This window comes from Sphingomonas agri, assembly GCF_038148795.1.
Classification (GTDB): Bacteria; Pseudomonadota; Alphaproteobacteria; order Sphingomonadales; family Sphingomonadaceae; genus Sphingomicrobium; species Sphingomicrobium agri.
The window spans coordinates 435,907-456,206 of the sequence record NZ_JBAPEU010000003.1; the positions used below are offsets into that span (position 1 = coordinate 435,907).

20 protein-coding genes are annotated in these 20,300 nt (G+C 62.6%); 14 read left to right on the top strand and 6 right to left on the bottom strand.

Annotated elements, in window-relative coordinates; genetic code table 11:
• The 5 genes from rfbD to V8192_RS14315 all read left to right on the top strand — a co-directional run bounded on the left by rfbD (nucleotide 1) and on the right by V8192_RS14315 (nucleotide 5,869).
• Nucleotides 1–891 (top strand): dTDP-4-dehydrorhamnose reductase, encoded by an 891-nt coding sequence (gene rfbD, locus V8192_RS14295; protein ID WP_341633773.1) that lies wholly within the window; start codon nucleotides 1–3, stop codon nucleotides 889–891.
• Nucleotides 892–904: 13 nt separating this feature from the next.
• Complete coding sequence (gene rfbA, locus V8192_RS14300) at nucleotides 905–1,777, top strand: glucose-1-phosphate thymidylyltransferase RfbA (RefSeq protein WP_341633774.1); 873 nt, start codon at nucleotides 905–907, stop codon at nucleotides 1,775–1,777.
• A gap of 22 nt (nucleotides 1,778–1,799) precedes the next feature.
• Complete coding sequence (locus V8192_RS14305) at nucleotides 1,800–2,552, top strand: DUF5672 family protein (protein ID WP_341633775.1); 753 nt, start codon at nucleotides 1,800–1,802, stop codon at nucleotides 2,550–2,552.
• Between the two features lie 447 nt (nucleotides 2,553–2,999).
• Nucleotides 3,000–4,523, top strand: coding sequence for a capsular polysaccharide export protein, LipB/KpsS family (locus V8192_RS14310; RefSeq protein WP_341633776.1), 1,524 nt, complete (start codon nucleotides 3,000–3,002; stop codon nucleotides 4,521–4,523).
• Nucleotides 4,520–5,869: a capsule polysaccharide biogenesis protein gene (locus tag V8192_RS14315; protein ID WP_341633777.1), complete on the top strand. Its 1,350-nt coding sequence runs from the start codon at nucleotides 4,520–4,522 to the stop codon at nucleotides 5,867–5,869. Before V8192_RS14310 ends, V8192_RS14315 begins: the two co-directional genes overlap by 4 nt.
• On the opposite strand, the gene V8192_RS14320 is transcribed toward V8192_RS14315, so the two are convergent.
• On the bottom strand, nucleotides 5,801–6,955 hold the full coding sequence (locus tag V8192_RS14320; RefSeq protein ID WP_341633778.1) for a glycosyltransferase family 4 protein: 1,155 nt from the start codon (nucleotides 6,953–6,955) through the stop codon (nucleotides 5,801–5,803). The two genes, V8192_RS14315 and V8192_RS14320, sit on opposite strands and share 69 nt — an antisense overlap.
• A 179-nt stretch (nucleotides 6,956–7,134) precedes the next feature.
• Here V8192_RS14320 and V8192_RS14325 point away from each other — a divergent pair, with 179 nt between their 5' ends.
• From V8192_RS14325 to amaB, 3 genes are all read left to right on the top strand, one after another.
• Nucleotides 7,135–7,626, top strand: a complete 492-nt coding sequence (locus tag V8192_RS14325; protein ID WP_341633779.1) for a PilZ domain-containing protein — start codon at nucleotides 7,135–7,137, stop codon at nucleotides 7,624–7,626.
• Between the two features lie 118 nt (nucleotides 7,627–7,744).
• Nucleotides 7,745–8,899, top strand: coding sequence for an aminotransferase (locus V8192_RS14330; protein ID WP_341633780.1), 1,155 nt, complete (start codon nucleotides 7,745–7,747; stop codon nucleotides 8,897–8,899).
• Complete coding sequence (amaB, locus tag V8192_RS14335; RefSeq protein ID WP_341633781.1) at nucleotides 8,896–10,359, top strand: L-piperidine-6-carboxylate dehydrogenase; 1,464 nt, start codon at nucleotides 8,896–8,898, stop codon at nucleotides 10,357–10,359. The genes V8192_RS14330 and amaB overlap by 4 nt, the downstream gene beginning before the upstream one ends.
• Here the strand turns inward: amaB and V8192_RS14340 are convergent.
• Nucleotides 10,312–11,172, bottom strand: a complete 861-nt coding sequence (locus V8192_RS14340; RefSeq protein ID WP_341633782.1) for an EAL domain-containing protein — start codon at nucleotides 11,170–11,172, stop codon at nucleotides 10,312–10,314. The two genes, amaB and V8192_RS14340, sit on opposite strands and share 48 nt — an antisense overlap.
• Nucleotides 11,169–11,555, bottom strand: coding sequence for a response regulator (locus V8192_RS14345; RefSeq protein WP_341633783.1), 387 nt, complete (start codon nucleotides 11,553–11,555; stop codon nucleotides 11,169–11,171). Before V8192_RS14345 ends, V8192_RS14340 begins: the two co-directional genes overlap by 4 nt.
• A 135-nt stretch (nucleotides 11,556–11,690) precedes the next feature.
• Between V8192_RS14345 and V8192_RS14350 the strand changes: the two genes are divergently transcribed.
• Entirely contained in the window at nucleotides 11,691–12,398 is a 708-nt protein-coding gene (locus V8192_RS14350; RefSeq protein WP_341633784.1) for a PilZ domain-containing protein, read from the top strand.
• Between the two features lie 42 nt (nucleotides 12,399–12,440).
• Entirely contained in the window at nucleotides 12,441–12,986 is a 546-nt protein-coding gene (gene msrA, locus V8192_RS14355; RefSeq protein WP_341633785.1) for a peptide-methionine (S)-S-oxide reductase MsrA, read from the top strand.
• Here the strand turns inward: msrA and V8192_RS14360 are convergent.
• The 3 genes from V8192_RS14360 to V8192_RS14370 are packed head-to-tail and all read right to left on the bottom strand — an operon-like array spanning nucleotide 12,983 to nucleotide 14,919.
• Nucleotides 12,983–13,888, bottom strand: a complete 906-nt coding sequence (locus tag V8192_RS14360) for an L-threonylcarbamoyladenylate synthase (RefSeq protein ID WP_341633786.1) — start codon at nucleotides 13,886–13,888, stop codon at nucleotides 12,983–12,985. The genes msrA and V8192_RS14360 overlap by 4 nt on opposite strands.
• Nucleotides 13,889–13,926: 38 nt before the next feature.
• Entirely contained in the window at nucleotides 13,927–14,283 is a 357-nt protein-coding gene (locus V8192_RS14365) for a GntR family transcriptional regulator (protein ID WP_341633787.1), read from the bottom strand.
• 39 nt (nucleotides 14,284–14,322) lie between these two features.
• A complete protein-coding gene (locus V8192_RS14370) occupies nucleotides 14,323–14,919 on the bottom strand; it encodes a nitroreductase family protein (RefSeq protein WP_341633788.1) in 597 nt (198 codons plus the stop codon).
• A gap of 108 nt (nucleotides 14,920–15,027) precedes the next feature.
• On the opposite strand from V8192_RS14370, the gene V8192_RS14375 reads away from it, so the two are divergent.
• Genes V8192_RS14375 through V8192_RS14390 form a run of 4 tightly spaced genes read left to right on the top strand, consistent with a single transcriptional unit; the run spans nucleotide 15,028 to nucleotide 20,286 of the window.
• A complete protein-coding gene (locus V8192_RS14375; RefSeq protein ID WP_341633789.1) occupies nucleotides 15,028–16,833 on the top strand; it encodes a peptide MFS transporter in 1,806 nt (601 codons plus the stop codon).
• The gene (locus tag V8192_RS14380) at nucleotides 16,830–18,215 is read left to right on the top strand and encodes an amidohydrolase (protein WP_373276364.1); all 1,386 of its coding nucleotides are present in this window, start codon (nucleotides 16,830–16,832) and stop codon (nucleotides 18,213–18,215) included. Before V8192_RS14375 ends, V8192_RS14380 begins: the two co-directional genes overlap by 4 nt.
• Nucleotides 18,212–19,633 (top strand): amidohydrolase family protein, encoded by a 1,422-nt coding sequence (locus V8192_RS14385; protein ID WP_341633790.1) that lies wholly within the window; start codon nucleotides 18,212–18,214, stop codon nucleotides 19,631–19,633. The genes V8192_RS14380 and V8192_RS14385 overlap by 4 nt, the downstream gene beginning before the upstream one ends.
• Entirely contained in the window at nucleotides 19,630–20,286 is a 657-nt protein-coding gene (locus V8192_RS14390) for an NnrU family protein (protein WP_341633791.1), read from the top strand. The genes V8192_RS14385 and V8192_RS14390 overlap by 4 nt, the downstream gene beginning before the upstream one ends.
• Nucleotides 20,287–20,300 lie beyond the last annotated feature (14 nt).

Sequence of the window (20,300 nt, forward strand, 5' to 3'; positions counted from 1 at the left end):
ATGCGCATGCTCGTCACCGGACGCGAGGGCCAATTGGTGCGTGCCCTTTGCGAGCGTGCCCCCGCGGCCGGCTTCGAAATCATCGCACTCGGCCGCCCCGAGCTTGATCTTGCGGGGCCTTGTGACACCCTCGTCGAGGCAGTCGAGGCGGTGCGTCCCGAGGTCATTGTCTCGGCCGCCGCCTATACGCTGGTAGACAAGGCCGAGAGCGAGCCCGAGATTGCGTTCGCGGTGAACGCCGAGGGGCCCGGCGCGCTCGCCGATGCGGCGCGCAGCCTTCAGATCCCGCTCATTCACCTTTCGACCGACTATGTCTTCGATGGCTCCAAACCCGCGCCCTATGACGAGGACGACGCGACCGGTCCGCAAGGGATCTACGGCGCGTCCAAGCTCGCGGGAGAAGGGGCGGTACTGACCCGAAATCCCAATAGCACGGTGCTGCGCACCGCATGGGTCTACAGCCCGTTCGGGTCGAACTTCGTAAAGACGATGCTGCGGCTTGCTCGCGACCGCGACGAAGTCGGCGTCGTCGCCGACCAGCGCGGCAATCCGACGAGTGCGCTCGATATTGCCGATGGAGTTCTCACCGTTGCCCGGAACCTTCTCGACAACGAGGATCCCGCCTTGCGCGGCATATTCAACATGACTGCGAGAGGAGAGGCGAGCTGGGCAGAGTTTGCTGAAGCCGTATTCGCCGCTTCTGCAGACCTGGGCGGTCCGGACGCGAAGGTCAGGCATATTGCCACGAGCGATTTTCCGACCGCTGCCCGGCGGCCGGCCAATTCGCGGCTGGATTCATCGAGGCTTGCGCGCGTCCACGGCGTCAGCTTGCCCGATTGGCATCAATCCGTGAAACAGGTTGTCGAGCGCCTGCTTCAAGACGGCGCGTGAGGAGGCCTGGTTGATGAAGGGGATCATTCTGGCAGGAGGAAGCGGGACCCGGCTGTTCCCGATGACGCTTGCGGTCTCGAAGCAGCTGCTCCCGGTCTACGACAAGCCCCTCATCTATTATCCCCTGACGACACTGATGCTCGCGGGCATTCGCGATGTTCTGGTGATCACCACGCCACATGACTCGCAGTTGTTCCGCCAGTTGCTCGGCGACGGATCACAATGGGGGACGAGCATTTCCTACGCCGTGCAGCCCGAGCCCAAGGGACTGGCCCAGGCGTTCACCATCGGCGCCGATTTCGTTGACGGCGGAGCCTCCTGCCTCGTCCTTGGCGACAATATTTTCTTTGGCCACGGACTGCCCGAGGTCCTCGAGCGCGCGCGCGCTCGCTCCTCGGGTGCCACGGTTTTTGCCTATCACGTCGCTGATCCGGAACGATATGGCGTCGTCGACTTCGACGACGACATGCGCGCCCTCAGCATCGAGGAAAAACCTGCGCAGCCTAAATCCAACTGGGCCGTGACCGGACTCTATTTCTACGACGAACAGGTCGTGGATATCGCGGCCAATATTCAGCCCTCGGCCCGGGGGGAGCTGGAGATCACCGACGTCAATCGGGCCTACCTTGAGAAGGGCCAGCTGAAGGTCGAGGTGATGGGCCGCGGTTATGCCTGGCTCGACACCGGAACACCTGACAGCCTGCTGGAGGCAGCCGAGTTCGTCGGCACGCTCGAGCGGCGGCAAGGGACGAAAATCGCATGCCCCGAGGAAATCGCCTTTCGAATGGGATTTATCGACGAGCGGCAGATGGAGCTTGTGGTCGCAAGGCACGGCAAGTCGGACTATGCCAATTATCTGCGGCGGGTGCTGAAGGAAGGCGCCTGATCTTCCGGATCCACGCGCCCTGATGAATTCCCGCCCCAATCTTTCGGCTGTGACCCTCGTTGCAGTGACGAGCGTAGCGATCGAACCGACGGTGCGCGCGCTGGACGCATGCATGCGGCAGGCGGATTTCGGCCATGTCCTGCTTCTGAGCGATCAGCCCTTGCGAGGAATTGCGGGCGGCAAGATCGAATGGCGCCGCATCGACCGGCTCGCTTCGAGGGCCGATTATTCAAGGTTCATGCTGCAGAAGCTCTCGGCCGAGATCGGGACGAGCCATGCGCTCTGTGTTCAATGGGACGGGTTCGTCCTCGAGGGTGCCAACTGGAATCCGGCATTTCTCGACTATGATTATATCGGCGCGCCCTGGCCGCATTTCCGGGATAGCCATAACGTCGGCAACGGTGGCTTCTCGCTTCGCTCCCGCCGCTTACTCGATGCCTGTGCTGGCTTGCCGTTCAACCCCAGGGAGGCAGAGGACATCATGATTTCGCGGCTCTTCCGTCCGCTTCTCGAGCAACAGGGGCTGCGGTTTGCGCCGGAAAGTCTCGCACGCCAATTTGCTTATGAGCGATCACGGCCCAGCGGGCGGGAGTTCGGATTCCACGGTGCCTTCAATCTCGTTCGCTACCTTTCGGCGAAGGATGCGCTTGTACTCTTCCGCGACCTCGATCCGGCACTTCTCGCGAGGAACGAGCGATGGGAGTTACTGCGATGGGCAATCTTCCATGGCCGCGCGCGGCTTGCGGCCACCATGCTAGGAAGATTGATGTCCTAGCCGAACGCTCGGAGGCGAGCCCTCGATTGGCGCACATCTGGCGCAATTCAAACGGCCGGGTAATCATTTCGGGCTAATATTGTTGTGCCGTTCTGTTGCAGTCCGGCAACAATTTACGTTTACTTTTCGATAACTGGAGTGAACTTGCAGCTGGACTGCAAGAGCGAGCTCCTGCCGCGCTTGACTGGACGGTCACGAGCGATAGGGAATGGTGTGGCTCGGCTGGGGAAAGACGTGGCCAAGGACGATTCAACTATCGTTCTGAGAGGAAAGGGGAATTTGCGCCAGCCCGATTGCAGTGCAACGGCCGACCGGCCGTTCGAACGGGCTCGGATGTCCGCGCCTCTCGTAGTCGCGGATCGAGAAACGTTCCTGCGCATCCCGCCTTTCCCCGGGGCACGAGTTCGTCACCTAGCCGAGAGCGGCCCGCTATCTGGAGGCGCCGATGTGTCCGCAATCATCGATGCGGTGCGTCATCATCGCGTCGGTGGAAGCTTCTGGGCGTCGCAGCCATGCCTTCCGATAGACCAGGTGCTCGTTCGCTCCGCTGCAGGGGTGGAGCTTGCTGAGCGTCTGTACCCGCAATCAAACATTGTCGTCTGGGAAAGAGGCCGGGCCGACCGGCAGGTTCCCGGCGGCATTTTTGTATGTTCAGGCGACTGCGATCCCTGGCACATGCTGTCGGGCGCGCGGGCGCTCGTCACCGATGGTGATGATGAGGTTCGCGCGATCGCCGCCCTGCTATCCATTCCGTGCCACATCATGACGGACGACGGGGGCACTGGTCGTCTCGACGCAGCAGGACCAGTTCAGCTCGTTGGCGAACCCCTCTCGAGGCTCGCGTTCGTCAACCCGTTCACCGCCGAGCCGATCGACGCGCTCGATGCGATCGAGCTTTGCGGCTTCTGGAGACGGCTGATCGATTCCAACCGCGGAACCGCAGGTGGCCTGGGGTTCGCTTTCTGGAAGCAGGACCATGTCGCGCCCCTGCTGTGGGACGGGAGTTCGCCCTTCCGGTTCCTTCGAAGCGTCGCCGAGGCGACGGGTAATGCTCCCGTCGCAATCTGGCGTTCGAAGGCGCTTGCAGCGGCAGACGAGCTCGAGCGCCGGGGCGTATGTCTGATCGAGGTGGAAGACGGTTTTTTGCGCTCGAGAGGTCTTGGAGCCGATTGCGTGCCGCCCCTCTCGATCGTTGCAGACCGGCTTGGCCCGCATTTCGACCCATCGCGTCCAAGCGAACTGGAGGAGCTTCTCCAGGCCGGCGATTTCAGTCCCGGCCTAATTGAGCGTGCAGGAGAGCTGCGGCGTCTTATCGTCGATGCGGGCATCGGCAAGTACGAGCGCGCAACGGCAGTCCTCGAGCGGCGGACGGCTGAACGTCGCCACATCCTCGTTCCGGGCCAGGTCGAGGATGATCGGGCGGTGACCATTGGCGGTTGCGGGCTTGCCTCCAACCTCGAGCTCCTGGCGAGGGTCCGCCGGGAGGCGCCCGACGCCTACATTCTCTTCAAACCTCATCCGGACGTGCTTGCCGGACATCGCCGCGGTGCCATTCCCGACGACGCGTGCCTCCGATATGCCGACGAGATCGTCGGCGAACTTCCGATTGCCTCGCTCATCGCCATGGTTGACGAGGTTCACGTGAACACCTCGCTCGCGGGGTTCGAGGCCTTGCTTCGAGGCAAGTCCGTCACTGCCCATGGCGTGCCTTTTTACGCCGGTTGGGGGCTGACGAGGGACCTTGGTCCAGTGCCCGAGCGGCGAAGCGCGAGGCGCAGCCTCGATGAGCTCGTCGCTGCGACGCTTTTGCTCTATCCACGCTATCTCGATCCTGAAACCGGCCTGCCCTGTCCTGCAGAGATCGTCGTCGCGCGCCTCAGCGCCGGCGGTGAGCGCGATCCTGGCATCGTCGTCGGTGTACGCCGGCTCCAGGGCAAGCTCATGCGTCGCTTGAGGAGCCTGGTCCAGTGAACAGACCGACGGGAAATCTCAGCCTTCTACTGCCGGCACAGCCGGCGCGTGCAAAGGTGCCGCAGCGTCCGTGCCCCCCAAGGCCCAGACCTGAACGACGCGCGTTCCTGTTCCTTCAGGGACCTCCTGGTCCGCTGCTCCACCAGCTGGCGACCTCGATGCGTGAGCGCGGCATGAAGGTCGAGAGGATCAACATCTGTGCGGGCGACGAGATCGACTGGCCCGAGCCCGCGACCGATTTCCGCGGCCGTTTCCGCAACTGGCCGGTCTTCATCGACAACTTCCTTCGAGAGCATCAGATCACCGACATCCTTCTGTTCGGCGATTGCCGTCCCTATCACGCGTCAGCTCGCCGGATTGCAGCGCTGCGCGGGGTTCGGACCTACGTTCTTGAAGAGGGGTATCTCCGGCCGCACTGGATGACGCTCGAGCTCGACGGAGTGAACGGCTATTCGCGGCTCACCAGGAATAAGGACTGGTTCATCGAGCAGGCAAGAACGCTTCCCCCGGAGCCGTTTCTGCCGCCCGTCACTGCAAATTTCCGCCGGCGCGTGCGCGATACGGCGCGTCACTATATCGCGGTCCATGCGGGCCGTTTCGCATATCCCCATTATCACACGCATCGCCCGGGTTCGGCCCTAATGGAGGCCGTCGGCTGGGGGTGGAAGTATCTGGTGAAAGGCCTCCGCGCCCGTCAGACCCATGAGGTCCTGAAGCAGCTCGAGGGCAAGCCATTCTTCCTGCTCCCGCTGCAGCTCTCGGGCGACTATCAGATCCGCAACCATTCGCCGTTTCCGGACATGCGCGCCGCCGCGGCCTACGTCATGGAAAGCTTTGCGCGCCACGCGCCCGAAGAAGCGCATCTTTTGATCAAGGCCCACCCTTTCGACACGTCGCTGTTCAACTGGCGGCGGTTCATTGACCGGAGAACACGGCGCCTTGGTATTCGCGAACGGGTCCACTTCGTCGATGGCGGAGATCTCGAGCAGCTTGCTGCTGAGACCAGCGGAATGGTCTGCGTGAACAGCACGTCGGCAACCCTGGCCCTGGCGGCCGGAAGTCCCGTCTGCACGCTTGGCGACGCGGTCTACAACATCCCTGGACTGACCTTCGCCCGGCACGTCGACGAATTCTGGAACGATCCGGCTCCGCCCGAGCCGGGCCTTTACGGGGCGTTTCGCCGTGTTCTTGTCGACCGCTGCCTCGTTCGGGGCGGGCTTGCGAGTGAATCGGCAGTGACGACGCTCGTCGAATCGATACTGGTTCGGCTCGGTTGCTCAGTCGAATTCCCCGAGCCAAGCCTCAACCCTGTCGAAGTGAGTGCTCCAATCCGGCTTTCGGAATGACTTCATTCGTTTGAGCTGTGCCGCGCGTTCAGCGCTGTCGACACGCGCATAGTCGAGAATTGCTGCTTCCCATCCGGCGGCATCCGACGGGCTCAAGTAAGCGGGGATTTCGGCCCCGATCTCCCTGAACACGCGCAAATCGCTGGCGATGACCGGAGTTCCGGCCGTAAGGGCCTCGATAAGGGGAAGTCCATATCCTTCCGCAAAGCTCGGGAAGAGGAGCGCGCGCGCCGATGCAAGATGGTTCGCGAGCTCCTGATCTGTGGAGTGATTGAGTTCGAGCACGTGTCCCTTCAGGCCTTTTCCGTCGAGCAGCCTGAAGACATGCTCTGCTTCCCAGCCCCGCTGACCGATGACGAGGAGGCGCGGCGCCTGATTTCCAAGAGATCCAACCAGCCTGGACCAGATCTCCAGAAGCAGGAGATGGTTCTTCCTCGCTTCAATCGTTCCCAGGGTGACAAAGGTCGGACGTTGCGAAGGTGATAGCCTGTCTGGAGCGGGCAGGGGGTCGGCGCCGAGCCAGGCTGCAAGGGTGGCCGGAACTTCCAGATGCTCGTTTGCCGCGAAGACGGAAATATCATCGAGCGTCGTCCTGCTGTTGCCAATGATGCCGGCTCCACTCGTCAGCACCGTCCTCATTCGTTCGCGATGCTTGCGGGCCTCGCCTGCACGGCAGAACTGGGGATGCGTGATGGGTATGAGGTCGTGCACGAGGTAGATGGGCCGCACATCCGCTTCTTGGACCCAGGATCGAAAGCCGGGCGAATTGAGCCCGGTGTGGCCGACATTCAGATATAATCGGCCTTTGCCCTTGCCGTTGAAGCGGCCGAGATGCCGGAGTGTCCCCGCCATCAATCTTCGCCGGAAATCGGGCGTTGGCTCTTCAAGCAATGCGAAGAGCTCCAACGAAGCCTGACGATCGAGAATCCGGCGAAACCGTTCGTGGTTGACTACTGCCTGCGAGCGGCCCGCAAAGCGGCGCAGATAAGCAAGGCACACGCGGTCGATGCCGGTCGGATTTCGTCCTCTCCAGCGGCGCCAGACGAGGCGCGTCACGTCAAGCAGGAAAGGGACCTCGTCAGGCACTCGGGACGAACGGCAAGGATGAGTGGCGGTTCGGCATGCGGGTGAACGCGCCATCACAAGAACTGCAATGGACGTCAACGAGCTTGGACTGCACAGCGGATAAATCCGTTACGGAGCAATACTTTAAAGATCAGACATTGGGGGCGAACTAGAGCGGCGCGGAGATGTTTGCTTCAAGGATGAACCCGAGTCAGCGCCCCCGTGAGCTTCGCCGGCGCGTCGTCCTTCCCGCCCGCCTTCGGAGCGGCGCCAGGTGGAGCGATGCGTGCATCCTCAATATTTCCTCTCGCGGGCTCATGGTCCAGTCCGGCCGCGCCGGTCCTGAGGGAACCGAGGTCGAGCTGCGCCGCGGAGATCACGTGATCGTCGCGCGCGTTGTCTGGCGCGACGGCGCGCGGGCCGGCCTTGCGACGGATGACCGGCTTCCGGTCGAGGAAATCATGTCCGTCGGCCAGTCCAGCGCTCTTCAGCTGGTAGCGTTCAATGGAACCATCGTCGAGCGCCGCAGGCTCCCTCGTCAGAAGACCGACGATGCCCGGCTGCGGGGCCGTGCCTTCGAGTTTGTGGGCGTTGGAGCGATTGCTGTCGTATTGTCCTTTGGTATCTGGGGAATGGCAAAACAAGCATTTGCGGCGCCCCTTGCCCGAATTGAGGCTGCACTCGGCGGCTAGCCGAGAAATAGCGCAGCGAAGCTGGTGCTTCTTACGAAGAGCCCGTTCGCGCTGAGGCGTGAAAGTTGCTTTCATCCGCTTACCCCGCCGCTATTGCGGTTCGAAGGAGGGGCAGGCCGTGAACCCGCTTTACGAACAGATGAAGACGAGCGTGTTCGAGCGGATGTCCCTTGCCGCGGCACGAACCGGCGCGATCAATCTTGGCCAGGGCTTTCCGGACTTCGGCTGGCCTTCCGAGATCCTCGAAGCGGCCGCCCGCGCCCTGGTGGAATGTTCCAATCAATATGCCCCTTCGCGCGGCCTGCCGGGGCTTCGAACCGCGGTCGCAGACCACTACAGCAGGCACTTCGGGCAGGAGCTGACCGCCGATCACGTGTGCGTGACCAGCGGTGCGACCGAGGCGCTCGGCGCGGCGATTTTCGCTGCAATCGAACCGGGCGACGAGGTCGTCATCTTTACCCCGGCCTATGACAGCTACGCGCCGACCATAAGGAGAGCAGGGGCAATCGCTGTCGAGGTGGCGCTCCAGCCGCCCCAATGGCGGATCGACCGCAAAAGGCTCGAAGCTGCGGTCGGTCCCAAGACGCGCGCGATCATACTCAACAACCCGCACAATCCTACTGGCCGCCTGTTCGGGAGCGAGGAGCTGGAAGCGGTCGCCTCGCTCGCAAGAGAGCGCGACCTCATCGTAATCAGCGATGAAGTCTGGGAGCACGTCCTTCTCGATGGCGACGAGTTCCGGCCGATCGCTTCACTACCCGGCATGATGGAGCGGACCATCAAGGTCGGGTCTGCGGGAAAGATCTTCTCTCTCACCGGCTGGAAAGTGGGCTGGATGGTCGCGGTGCCCGAACTCGTCAACGTCGTCGCACGGGCGCACCAGTTCCTGACCTTCTCCACTGCTCCAAACCTCCAGGCTGCCGCGGCCTTCGGACTGAACGACGGGGATCGGTGGCTGACGCCCATGCGCGCAAGGTTCAGGCGCGCGCGTGACCGGCTCGCCGCCGGCTTGCGGGAAGCGGGCTATGCCGTTTTCGATCCTGTCTCGACCTATTTCCTGTGCGTCGACCTTGCGGCATCGGGGCTGGCCATGGACGATGAGGCCTTTGCCAGCGCCGCGGTGGAACAGGCTGGCGTGGCGGTTATCCCGCTCTCACCCTTTGCAGATCGTGACGCGCCCCAGCATTTCGTGCGGCTGTGTTTTGCCAAGAAGGACGAAACCATCGACGCTGGTATTGAAGCGATGGCAAGGGCGAGGGAATTGTTCCGATGACTCCGGCCGATGAAGCAGCCAGCATTCTCGATCTTGCCGGTATCGGAAGCGGCGGGCGGCTTGCGAGTTTCTCTCCCATCGATGGAAGCGCCATCGGCAGGGTGACGGTCGGCGATCCGGGCCGGGCCGCGGAGCGAGCCGCGCGTGCCTTCCTGGAGTGGCGGCGGGTTCCGGCACCGCGGCGGGGGGAACTGGTACGGGTGCTCGGCGAATATCTGCGCGAGGCAAAGCCGGTCCTTGCGAAGCTCGTGACGCTCGAGAGCGGGAAGATCATCCAGGAGAGCCTCGGCGAAGTCCAGGAGATGATCGATATCTGCGACTTCGCAGTCGGTCTCTCTCGGCAGCTCTATGGCCTCACGATCGCGAGCGAGCGCCCCAATCATCGGATGATGGAGCAATGGCATCCCCTCGGCCCGGTGCTGGTGATCAGCGCCTTCAACTTTCCGGTGGCGGTCTGGGCGTGGAATGCCGCGCTGGCGCTGGTGTGCGGCAACCCCGTAATCTGGAAACCGAGCGAGAAAACTCCGCTTTGTGCGGAACTCGTCATGGCGATCGTGCGCCGGGCGTCCGAGCGGTTTGGCGATGTGCCTGATGGACTGGTCGAGCTCGTCCAGGGCGAGCGCGAGATCGGAGAAGCGCTCGTCGACGAGGCGGCGATCGCCCTCGTGTCGGCGACGGGCTCAACGGCAATGGGAAGGGAGGTCGGGCCGCGCGTGGCCGGCCGGTTTGCCCGGGCCCTTCTCGAGCTTGGGGGAAACAACGCGACGATCGTTGCTCCGAGCGCTGATCTTGAACTGGCGACCCGCGCCATTCTCTTTTCGGCCGCGGGCACCGCAGGGCAGCGCTGCACGAGCCTGCGCCGGCTGATCGTCCACGAAAGCATCGCGGACGAGCTCGCAACACGTGTCAAAAGCCTCTTCGGCCTCGTGAAGATCGGCGACCCGAGGCATTCCGACACCTTAATCGGGCCGCTGATCGACGAAGCGGCCTTCAACGCGATGCGCGAGGTGATCGGCGACGACGTTGAAAGGGTCGATGCGGTCCCGGGCGGCTATTATGTGAGACCAGCGCTCGTGGAGGCCACTGCGCAGGAGGGCAGCGTCCTCAAGGAAACATTTGCCCCGATCCTGTACGTGCTGCGCTACCGGGATATCGAGGAGGCGATCGCGCTCAACAATGGCGTACCGCAGGGGCTTTCCTCGTCGATCTTCACCAATGATCTTCGCGAGGCGGAGCTGTTCCTGTCACCGCGCGGCTCCGATTGCGGAATTGCCAACGTCAACGTCGGACCGTCGGGGGCGGAAATCGGCGGCGCGTTCGGCGGTGAGAAGGAAACCGGCGGCGGACGCGAGAGCGGTTCCGACAGCTGGCGCGCTTACATGCGCCGCCAGACCAACACGATCAATTTCGGGTCAGACCTGCCGCTCGCCCAGGGAATCCGTTTCGACGTCGGGCCATAGCGCAAGCTTCTCCTCGGCGATCATTGCCGGCCACGCACGGCGAAACTTCTGGATCCAGGACTTGAGCGCATTCGCCTGGATCGGCGCGGAAACGAGATAACCCTGTACACAGTCGCAGCCGAGTTCCCGGATGAGCCGCAACTGCTCGATGGTCTCGACTCCCTCGGCCGTGGTGGTGAGCCCGAGGCCATGGGCAAGATCGGTCACTGCCTGGATGATGAGCCGCGAATCGCGCGAATAAGGGGCGTCTGCGACGAAGGCCTGGTCGATCTTGACCTCGGTGAAGGGAAGCTGGCGAAGCTGCATCAGCGAGGAATAGCCCGTCCCGAAATCGTCGATCGCAAGACCGATGCCCTTGATCCGAAACCTCGTCAGTGCGTCCATGAGCTTCACAAGAGGCTGGGTGGAGCCTTCGGTCAGCTCGAGCACCAACCGGTCGCTCGGTACGCCGAGCGCGCGGCACATGCGCTCGACGAGGTCCGGAAAGTCGAGATGCTGAAGGCTGAGCGCCGAGATATTGAAGGCGATGGATGTGTCGATGTCCTGGTCGCGCCATTCGAGCCACTGGCGCAATATGCGCCTCAGGCCCCAGTGCGTGAGCTCGTCAATGAGGCCATGCTCTTCCGCGAGCGGCACGAAATCCGAGGGCTTTACCGCACCCAGTTCCGGGTCCTGCCATCTGACAAGCGCCTCCACCTGCCTCAGGCCGCCGTCGCGGAGCGACACCTTGGGCTGGTAGACCATGTGCAACTGCTGACCTTCGAGCGCGCGCTGAAGGCCATCGATCAGCTGGAGCTCGGCGGCCGGGCTCACGGGACCAACGTCGCCCTGAGTTTGGAAAGAAGGTCCTCGAGTACTTCGAGGCGGACAGGCTTTTCGATCGGTCCTGCCATCGTGAGACCGAGCGCTTCGCCCAGGCGAAAGGCCGACTCGAGGACGCGCCGGTCGAAGCCGCTCACGATGAGGACGGGCCCGCGATATTTCTGGTCGGCGAGAAACCTGATCAGCTCGACACCGTCGACCGGCATTCCAAGGTCGAGCGCCACCATTTCAGGACGGGCGGAGATGAAAATCTCGCGAAACTCGTCATCGCGCTGGCAGATGATGGGCTCGAAACCGCATGCTCTTGCGGCGTTGGCGAGATAATCGGCCAAGACCGGTTCGTCGTCGATCAGCAGCAGGCGGGGCTGCGGCATGAACTCTTTTCTCCCCTCTCACGGCGTACGCAGCATCAACGCCTGAGATCAAGCTTTCTCAACGCCTTTTTAACCGCGTCTCAAATAAAGTCACAATTTGGTGCAGTCTCGCGTCAACTGGAGGCGGTTTTCAGCATGTTCGCGGATCTTATCCGTAGGAAGTTTTCCGGTCAGGCATTCAGCAGCAGCGATGCTGCATTCGAGTCGACGACCGTGTCTCTCTCGACGGCCGTTCCGCGGCCGGCCGAGAGGCGAGCCGACGAGCGCCTTTCGGCCATGCTTCGGGTCGGCAAGCTCACCCAGGCCGACGGATACGAGCAGCTGATCAAGGTCAAGAACCTGTCGGCGGGCGGCGTCATGGCGATCGTCACCCGTGCACCGCAGGTTGGCGAAAAGGTCCACGTTGAGCTCTCGTCCCAGCGGATCCCGGCGACCGTGGTCTGGACCCGCGAAGAAATGGCAGGCTTCAAATTCGACCAGAATGTCGACCTCGGCGAGCTACTTGCGGGCCGCAAGCCGCGCCACGGTTTCCGTCCCCGTCCGCCAAGGCTCGAAATCCCGTGCAAGGCCTCGGTCCGGGTGGGCAAGACCTATTACACGGTCGACGTGCATGACATTTCCCTTGGCGGCATCAAGGTCGAACCGATTGCCGAATATTGCGTCGGCAAGAAGGTGCTGGTGGTCGTCGAGAGCCTAAAGCCGGTCAAGGGCGAGGTCCGGTGGTACAGCGATCGCCGGGCCGGGATCGTTTTCGATCAACCGCTCGATTTCGACGAGCTTTCAGAATGGGTGGGCAAGCGCCTCGAGCTCGCCAGCCTGAAGGCGTCTTACAAAGACTCCTGATCGCTCCTATTTTCCGCTTCGATCACAGCAAGGAGCGGAAGCATGGCCGAACAAGTCGCAGTCCTCGCAGGCGGATGCTTCTGGTGCACCGAAGCGGTCTTTCTCGACGTCGTCGGGGTGAAGTCGGTGGAAAGCGGCTACACCGGGGGGACGGTTCCTAACCCCACTTACAAGCAGGTCTGCGGCGGCGATACAGGCCATGCCGAGGCAATCCGTGTTACCTTCGATCCCGATGAGATCAGCTACGATAATCTCCTCGATGTCTTCTTCGGGACTCACGACCCGACCCAGCTCAACCGCCAGGGCAATGACGTTGGTACGCAATACCGTTCGGCGATCTTTCCCCAGGACGAGGACCAGGAACGACGTGCGCGCGATGCCCTTGCACGTGCCAACGCGGACCTTGGCGGACGTGTGGTCACGACCATCGAACCCAAAAGCGAATGGTATCCGGCCGAGAATTACCATCAGGACTATTGGGCCGGCGAAGGACAGCGCAATCCCTATTGCCTCGCGACCATCCCGCCCAAGCTCCAGAAGCTGCGCAAGAGCTTCCAGGCGCGCACCAAGAGTGCCGCTACCGTCTAGGCCGCGGCCCGCTTCAGGCGGTCGTTGATCGCTGCGCCGAGACCGACCTGCGGGATTGGCGCAACCGCGATCCTCCGCTTCGCCGCTTCGTCGGCGCGGTGCAGCAGGTCGAAGAGCCGGGAGGCGGCTTCGACGAGGTCCGCCGACGGGCTGAGGTTTGCATCCCCTTCGACATCGCCGAAGCCGATCAGGAATTCGTCCGCTTCTGCAGCCGCGGCATTGATCCGCAGTGGCTTGGACGGCGCATAATGACTTGCAAGCTGGCCAGGCGCCTCGATCTTCTCTCCGGCGTCCGGCGCTGCGGAAACGTCGACGGGGCCCGGCCGAAGCAGGCGGAGAGGTCCGCCGGTTGCCGCAACGATGGTCGATTCAAGGCCGTGAATCGTCGGTCCGCCATCGATGATGAGCGCTATTCTTCCTCCAAGGCTCGCCGCGACATGTTCCGCGCGGGTCGGGCTGATTGCTCCGCTCGCATTAGCGGAGGGAGCAGCGAGCGGCCGGTTCACGCGTCGAAGCAGCGCCTGCATCGCGGGATGCGCGGGGACCCGAAGCCCGATGGTTGGAAGGCCAGCGGTCACGATCGAGGCGATTCCGGCACCTTCGCGGAGCGGGACGACGAGGGTGAGGGGCCCTGGCCAGTGGCGCTCCGCAAGCATGAGTGCCGCCTCATCGAAAAAGCCAAGCGACTGCGCGAAATGAACGTCGGGGACATGCACGATAAGCGGATTGAAGCTGGGTCGCCCCTTTGCCTCGTAGATCTTGGCAACGGCCGCGCCGTTGGTTGCATCGGCAGCCAATCCGTAGACCGTCTCGGTGGGCACGGCGACGGCTTCCCCGGCGAGAATGAGTCGCGCAGCTTCCTCAATGCCGTCATCCCCGTAAGGGAGGATCCGCGTCTCCATTCGGGCGCGGCTAGAGCATTCTGAAGCGCATCGGAATATCAGGCGCGCTCATTCTCCATGAGTTCGCCCGGGCTGATCCCGAGCCGCCGCATGCGAGCTCGAATCTCGGGCCATTCTTCCTTGAGAAAGCGGGTGCGTTCCGATTCGCTGAGGCGCGCCCTTGCTCCGGGCGCGACGAACATTCCGACCCCGCGCTTCACGACGATAAGTCCTTCATCCTGGAAGCCCTGATAGGCCTTGGCGACCGTCAGCGGGTTCGCCTGTTCCTCGGCGGCCAGTGCTCTCACCGAAGGAAGGGGATCACCGTCGCCATATTTGCCGGTGACGATTGCATCGGCAATCGTCTCGCGAAGACGGACGTAGACCGGTTTGTCATGCTGTGTGCGGAGCGTCATGCTGTACTAATACAGCGGCTCGCAAAGATTTTCAATATGTTAGCCGTTCGATGGCGAGGATGGATTCCAAGCCGTGGTGATCGCCGCAAGGTCCGGCCGTTCGCGTTCCTCAAGTTCGCGGGCGGGTTTGCCGATGAAGATGAAGCCCGCAATCCGTTCCCCCGCGCTGCAGAATGCAGAATTCACCCGCGGCGAATAGGCGCGCCAGCCCGTCACCCATCCCCCGACATAGCCAAGCGCGTGGGCGCCCAAGAGCAAGTTCATGGCGACGCTGCCGCATGACAGCTCCTGTTCCCACACCGGAATCTTGTGTTCGTGCACGGGTGCTGAGACCAGTATTACCAGCTGTCCCGCATAATGAGCGAACTCGTCCTCCTTCTGGTGATGGGCAATAGTGGCGCAGGGGTCATGTTCGGCGAGGGCAGTGCGCAGCAGCGCGCCAAAGGCATCGCGCTCACTGTCTGCCACGGTGACGAACCGCCACGGGTGAAGCTTCCCGTGATCGGGAACCCGCGCGGCGATGGTGAGGATATGCTCGAGTTCGCTTGGGGTGGGTCCGGAACCGATGAGTTCACGGGGTTTTCCCGAGCGGCGCGTCTCGAGCAGCGAAAGGGCGGAAGTTCGATCGTTCAGCATCGCTCGTCCGAATAGGCGGCACCGTCGACCGCAACAATCGGCTTCACAAGGCGAATTTGGTCGTTACGTTCGCGTCGCTGCGCCTTCGGGCGTCCTGGGGAGAATTCAATGGTCGACACGCCCGGCGCGGAAGCGCCGTCCTCGCCCGACATTACGCATGTCGATCCCTCTGCCGAGAAGACCTGGATGGGGCATCCGCGCCAGCTCGCCCGCCTTTTCTCGATCGAGATGTGGGAGCGGTTCGGCTTTTACGGTATGCGGGCCCTGCTCGTCCTCTATCTCGTCAAGCATTTCCTGCTCGAGCAATATCAGGCTAGCGGCATCGTCGGGGGGTATCTCAGCCTCGTCTACCTGACCCCGGTGATCGGCGGCTGGCTCGCGGATTATTATCTCGGATCAAAGCGCTCTGTGAAATGGGGCGCGCTCGTCATGGCCGTGGGCTACCTACTGCTGTGTTTTGGAGGCGACCAGGCGAAACCCTATGCGACGATCGATGGGCACCGCTACGAAGTCCAGGCCGAGCACGGCGGCTCGCTCCTCGATTCGACGAACAACAAGCAGTGGGTCGTCGCCAATGGCCAGCGTCTCTCGATCCGCGGAATGCCCGACGGCTCGGTGCAGCTTGTTTCCGACAACGGTGCGGTAGCCAGATCCGTCGCGAAGGAGGCGTTCCAGCCGGGAGCCGAGCGCTCGCCCTTCTACCTTACGTTGATGCTGATTGCGCTCAGCCTCATTGTCATTGGCAATGGCTTCTTCAAGCCGAATATCTCGACCATCGTCGGCTCGCTCTACAAGAAAGGGGACAGACGCCGCGACGCCGGCTTCACCATCTTCTACATGGGCATCAACGTCGGCTCGATCGGGTCTCAGATCCTGTGCCCGATCTTCGTCAACTGGTTCGGCTGGTGGGCGGGTTTTGCAATCGTCGTCGTCGGTATGCTGATCGGTTATGCGCTCATCCAGTTCGATGGGGGGCGCCTCGCGGGTTACGGCGAGCCGCCGAAACGCAGCGGTCCCGACAGGGCCTTGCTGATCTACATCCTGTCGATTGCCTCAGTTCCCCTGTTCTGGCTCATCTTCCGTAACGTCATGAACACGCCGCAGGCGGAGCCCGGAAGCGGCCTCTGGGGCTATCTCGTTGCAACGCCGTTTCTTGGAAAGGTCCTTTTCGTCACCTTTCTTGCAGCAATCATCGGCATTCCGATCTGGTCGTGGCGCACGGGATCCAAAGCCGAGTTCCAGATGATGCTCGCTGCAATCATCCTCGTGATCTTCAACGTGACCTTCTGGACCCTGTTCGAGCAGGCCGCCTCATCGCTGACCTTGTTTGCCGACAGCAACACGACGCTCGAACTCTTCGGAATTCCGATTTCCGCGCCGCAAACTCAGAATTTCAATCCAATCACCATCGTGATTTTCGCGCCCATCGTCAGCTGGCTTTGGCTTGCCCTTGCAAAGAAAGGATGGGAGCCCTCGATCCAGGTGAAATTTGGAATTGCGTTGCTCCTGGTGGGCCTCGGGTTCGTGGTTCTTGCATGGAGCCGCACCACCGCGAACGCGGATTTCCGAGTGGCATTGTGGTGGCTGGTGCTGACCTATTTCCTCCATTCGATTGCCGAGCTGTGCATTTCGCCGGTCGGCCTCAGCATGATCACCAAGCTGTCGATCGCTCGGGTCGTCGGGATGATGATGGGCGTCTGGTTCCTGTCCATCTCTATCGGCGAGTATCTCGCCGGTGCGGCCGCGCAGGCCGCCTCGGTCCAGACGGTGGGAGGCGAGGTCACCAATCCGCAGCTGGCGCTCGAGACCTATGCGCACACGTTCATGACAGGAGGTGAACTCACCATGCTGGCCGGCGTGATCCTGCTCGCGATTTCGCCATGGCTGAAAAAACTGATGCACGGGGTGAAATGAGGATGCGCATCCTTGCTACGGCTCTTGCTGCTGCATTCCTCGCGGGCTGCGCAACGACGCATCCGGCGCCGCCCGTGCGGATCAACGAGGATCCCTATCCATCGACCTACGTGCGCTATCCCGGCATCCAGACCGTGATCCGCCATGCAACGGTGTTCGACGGCGAGGGGAGACAGATAAACGACGGCACCGTTCTCCTTGCCAACGGCGTCATCCAAGCGGTTGGGGGCCCCGGGCTCGCGGCGCCCGCCGGCGCAGTCGAGATCGACGGAACTGGCAAGTTCCTGACGCCGGGCATCATCGACGTGCACAGCCACCTTGGTGATTATCCCTCGCCAGGCGTTTCCTCGCTGTCGGATGGCAATGAGGCGACCTCTCCGGTGCGGCCGGAAGTCTGGGCCGAGCACAGCGTCTGGCCGCAGGATCCAGGGTTCAGCCGGGCGCTGGCCAATGGGGGCGTGACGACGCTCCAGGTGCTCCCCGGATCGGCCAATCTGTTCGGTGGCCGGTCGGTCGTCCTCAAGAACGTTCCCGCAAGGACCGTTCAGGGAATGAAGTTCCCCGGAGCACCCTACGGGCTCAAGATGGCGTGCGGTGAAAACCCCAAGCGGGTCTACGGCTCCAAGGACAACATGCCGCAGACGCGCATGGGCAATATCGCGCTGACCCGCGAGACGTGGATCAAGGCCCAGGAATATAAGCGCAAGTGGGACAAATATTACAAAAACGGCGGCGACATGCCCGAGCGGGATCTTGCGATGGACACGCTGAAGGGCGTTCTCGAGGGCAAGATCCTCGTCCAGAACCACTGCTACCGTGCCGATGAAATGGCCAACATGATCGATATGTCGAAGGAGTTCGGCTATCACGTGACCGCCTTTCATCACGCCGTCGAAGCCTACAAAATCGCCGACCTTCTTGCCGCCAACGATATCTGCGCGGTGATGTGGGCCGATTGGTACGGCTTCAAGATGGAAAGTTATGACGCGATCAAGGAGAATATCCCGCTCGTCCATAATGCCGGGGCGTGCGCGATCGTTCACTCGGATGATCCCAACTACATCCAGCGTCTCAACCAGGAGGCCGCCAAGGCGCTCTCCGACGGGATCCGCGCCGGAATCCCGAACCTTAGCGAAGCGGTGGCCTGGGAATGGCTCAGCCGAAATCCCGCCAAGGCGCTTGGTATCCTCGACCGGACCGGAACTCTTGCCCCTGGCAAGATGGCCGACGTCGTATTGTGGAACGGTGACCCGTTCAGTGATTACACCCGACCTCAGCTCGTCTGGATTGACGGTGCACTGATGTACGACGCCAACGATCCGAAACGCCGGCCGATAAGCGACTTCGAGCTCGGCCAGCCAGGGGAGGGAGACACGAAATGATCCGCGGTCTTGCACTCCTGCTCCTGGCCGCTTCCAGTCCGCTTGCAGCGGAGACCTTTGTCGTCACGGGCGGCATGGTTGCACTGGGGGACGGCTCCCAGCCAATTCCCAACGGCACGGTCGTGGTTCGCGACGGTCGCATTCTCGCTGCAGGCGATGTCCGGATGAAGCTTCCTCCCGGAACCCGAGTGATCGACGCGACAGGCAAATGGGTGACCCCCGGCATTGTTGCCGGCTTCTCCCGTCTTGGTCTTGCCGAGGTCGACCTCACGGCGAGCCGCGAAGATGGCGGCGGACGGTCCGATACGTCGGGGAGCGCCGACGACACGACCTCAGATGGCCCGTTCAATGCCGCCATCGACATAACTCCCGCGATCAACCCGCTGGACACGACGATCGCGGTGAACCGCGCCGACGGCGTTACGCGCGCCCTTGTCGCGCCCAATGCCGGAAAGAATATCTTCGCCGGGCAGGGCGCGGTGATCGATACCGGGGCGGACATGGATCCGGTCACTGCTGCACGGAAGTTCCAGTTCGTCGAACTCGGGGAAACGGGGGCCGGCAAGGCGGGCGGATCGCGCGCGTCAGCGCATGTCATGTTCCGCAATGCTCTTCGCGAAGCAGCAGAGCTTGGTCGCTACGCTCCCTCGATTGCAGCTTCATCCGGGGCCGCCCCCGAAGGGCCGGGCCGGCCGGTGGTTCGCAATCCCAACGAATCGAGGATTTACAGTGCCGATGCCAGGCGCAGTCAGGACGTCCTGCTGACGCGCTTTGATGCGGTAGCCCTCGTTCCGGTCCTTCAGGGACGGCAATATCTCTTCGTGCACGTCGAGCGGGCGAGTGACATTCTCCAGGTTCTCGGTCTCAAGGCGGATTTCCAGGCGCTGAAGATTGTTCTCGTCGGTGCGAGCGAAGGCTGGATGGTCGCTGACAGGATCGCTCGGGCGGGCATTCCGGTCATTGCTTCAGCAGTGAACGATCTGCCGGCCTCGTTCGAGCAGATCGCCGCCACCCAGTCGAATGTCGGGCGCATGCGCTCTGCAGGCGTCAAGGTCGCGATCGGCATGATCGACGATAACGACACCCGCAATCTCTTCATGGAACGCCAGTATGCGGGCAATCTGGTCGGCCTGCAGAAGGTCCCCGGCGCCAAGGGCGTCGACTGGGGCGAGGCGCTCGCCATGATCACCTCGCGCCCTGCCGAAGCAATCGGCATGGGTGGTGAGTTCGGAAGCCTTGCGGCCGGGCGTCGCGCCGATCTCGTCATCTGGTCAGGCGACCCACTCGAAGGCACGAGTGCAGCCGAGCAGGTCTTCATCGACGGAATTCGCCAGCCGCTCGAGACACACCAGACAAAACTTCGCGACCGCTACCGCTACCTGCCGCGGCGCGATCTTCCGGAAGCCTACCGACATTGACGCCGCAGGCCGGACTTTTCCTGTCGTCGATTGCGTTCGTCGGAATGCATTTCCTTCTTTCGCATCCTCTTCGCCGGCGGCTTGTCCAACTTGCTGGCGAAGCCACCTTCCGCGGCCTCTATTCGCTGGTCGCGCTCGTCACCTTCGGGCTGATGGTCTATTTCTATCGGGTCATCGGCCGGGAACCGCCCCTTTGGGATGCCGGCGAAGCGGGGTGGATCGCCGGAACCTTGCTCATGTGGTTGGCCTCGATCCTGTTCGTCGGCTCCTTCTTCGGCAACCCGGCGCTCGTCGGTTCGCCCTTGCCCGCGGGACGGCCCAGAGGCGTACTTGCCATCACCCGTCACCCGATGATGTGGAGCTTCGCATTGTGGGCAGGGGTCCACCTGATGATCCTTGGCATGCCCAAGGCCCTGGTCTTCGACGGGGCAATCATCATTCTGGCTCTCGCAGGAGCTGCGGCGCAGGATCGGAAAAAGTCTGCGCAGCCGCGCGTAAACTGGCATGGCTGGACGGCCCAGACAGCGTTCGTGCCCTTTGCGCGCGGACTTGCCTATCCCGGCACAGTCGCCCTGGGCGGCGGCACGCTGCTGTACCTGCTTGCGACCTGGATTCATCCCGTCCCTGCCGGAATCTGGCGCTGGATCGGCTAAGCGCGCTAAAGGCG

Bases quoted from the DNA above. Each gene is read 5' to 3' on its own strand.
- V8192_RS14345 (WP_341633783.1), bottom strand. From the start codon at position 11,555: ATGCCGCAGCCCCGCCTGCTGCTGATCGACGACGAACCGGTCTTGGCC.
- msrA (WP_341633785.1), top strand. From the start codon at position 12,441: ATGGCCGAACAAGTCGCAGTCCTCGCAGGCGGATGCTTCTGGTGCACC.
- amaB (WP_341633781.1), top strand. From the start codon at position 8,896: ATGACTCCGGCCGATGAAGCAGCCAGCATTCTCGATCTTGCCGGTATC.
- V8192_RS14375 (WP_341633789.1), top strand. From the start codon at position 15,028: ATGGTCGACACGCCCGGCGCGGAAGCGCCGTCCTCGCCCGACATTACG.
- rfbD (WP_341633773.1), top strand. From the start codon at position 1: ATGCGCATGCTCGTCACCGGACGCGAGGGCCAATTGGTGCGTGCCCTT.
- V8192_RS14385 (WP_341633790.1), top strand. From the start codon at position 18,212: ATGATCCGCGGTCTTGCACTCCTGCTCCTGGCCGCTTCCAGTCCGCTT.
- V8192_RS14350 (WP_341633784.1), top strand. From the start codon at position 11,691: ATGTTCGCGGATCTTATCCGTAGGAAGTTTTCCGGTCAGGCATTCAGC.
- V8192_RS14305 (WP_341633775.1), top strand. From the start codon at position 1,800: ATGAATTCCCGCCCCAATCTTTCGGCTGTGACCCTCGTTGCAGTGACG.
- rfbA (WP_341633774.1), top strand. From the start codon at position 905: ATGAAGGGGATCATTCTGGCAGGAGGAAGCGGGACCCGGCTGTTCCCG.
- V8192_RS14380 (WP_373276364.1), top strand. From the start codon at position 16,830: ATGAGGATGCGCATCCTTGCTACGGCTCTTGCTGCTGCATTCCTCGCG.
- V8192_RS14360 (WP_341633786.1), bottom strand. From the start codon at position 13,888: ATGGAGACGCGGATCCTCCCTTACGGGGATGACGGCATTGAGGAAGCT.
- V8192_RS14325 (WP_341633779.1), top strand. From the start codon at position 7,135: ATGAACCCGAGTCAGCGCCCCCGTGAGCTTCGCCGGCGCGTCGTCCTT.
- V8192_RS14365 (WP_341633787.1), bottom strand. From the start codon at position 14,283: ATGACGCTCCGCACACAGCATGACAAACCGGTCTACGTCCGTCTTCGC.
- V8192_RS14370 (WP_341633788.1), bottom strand. From the start codon at position 14,919: ATGCTGAACGATCGAACTTCCGCCCTTTCGCTGCTCGAGACGCGCCGC.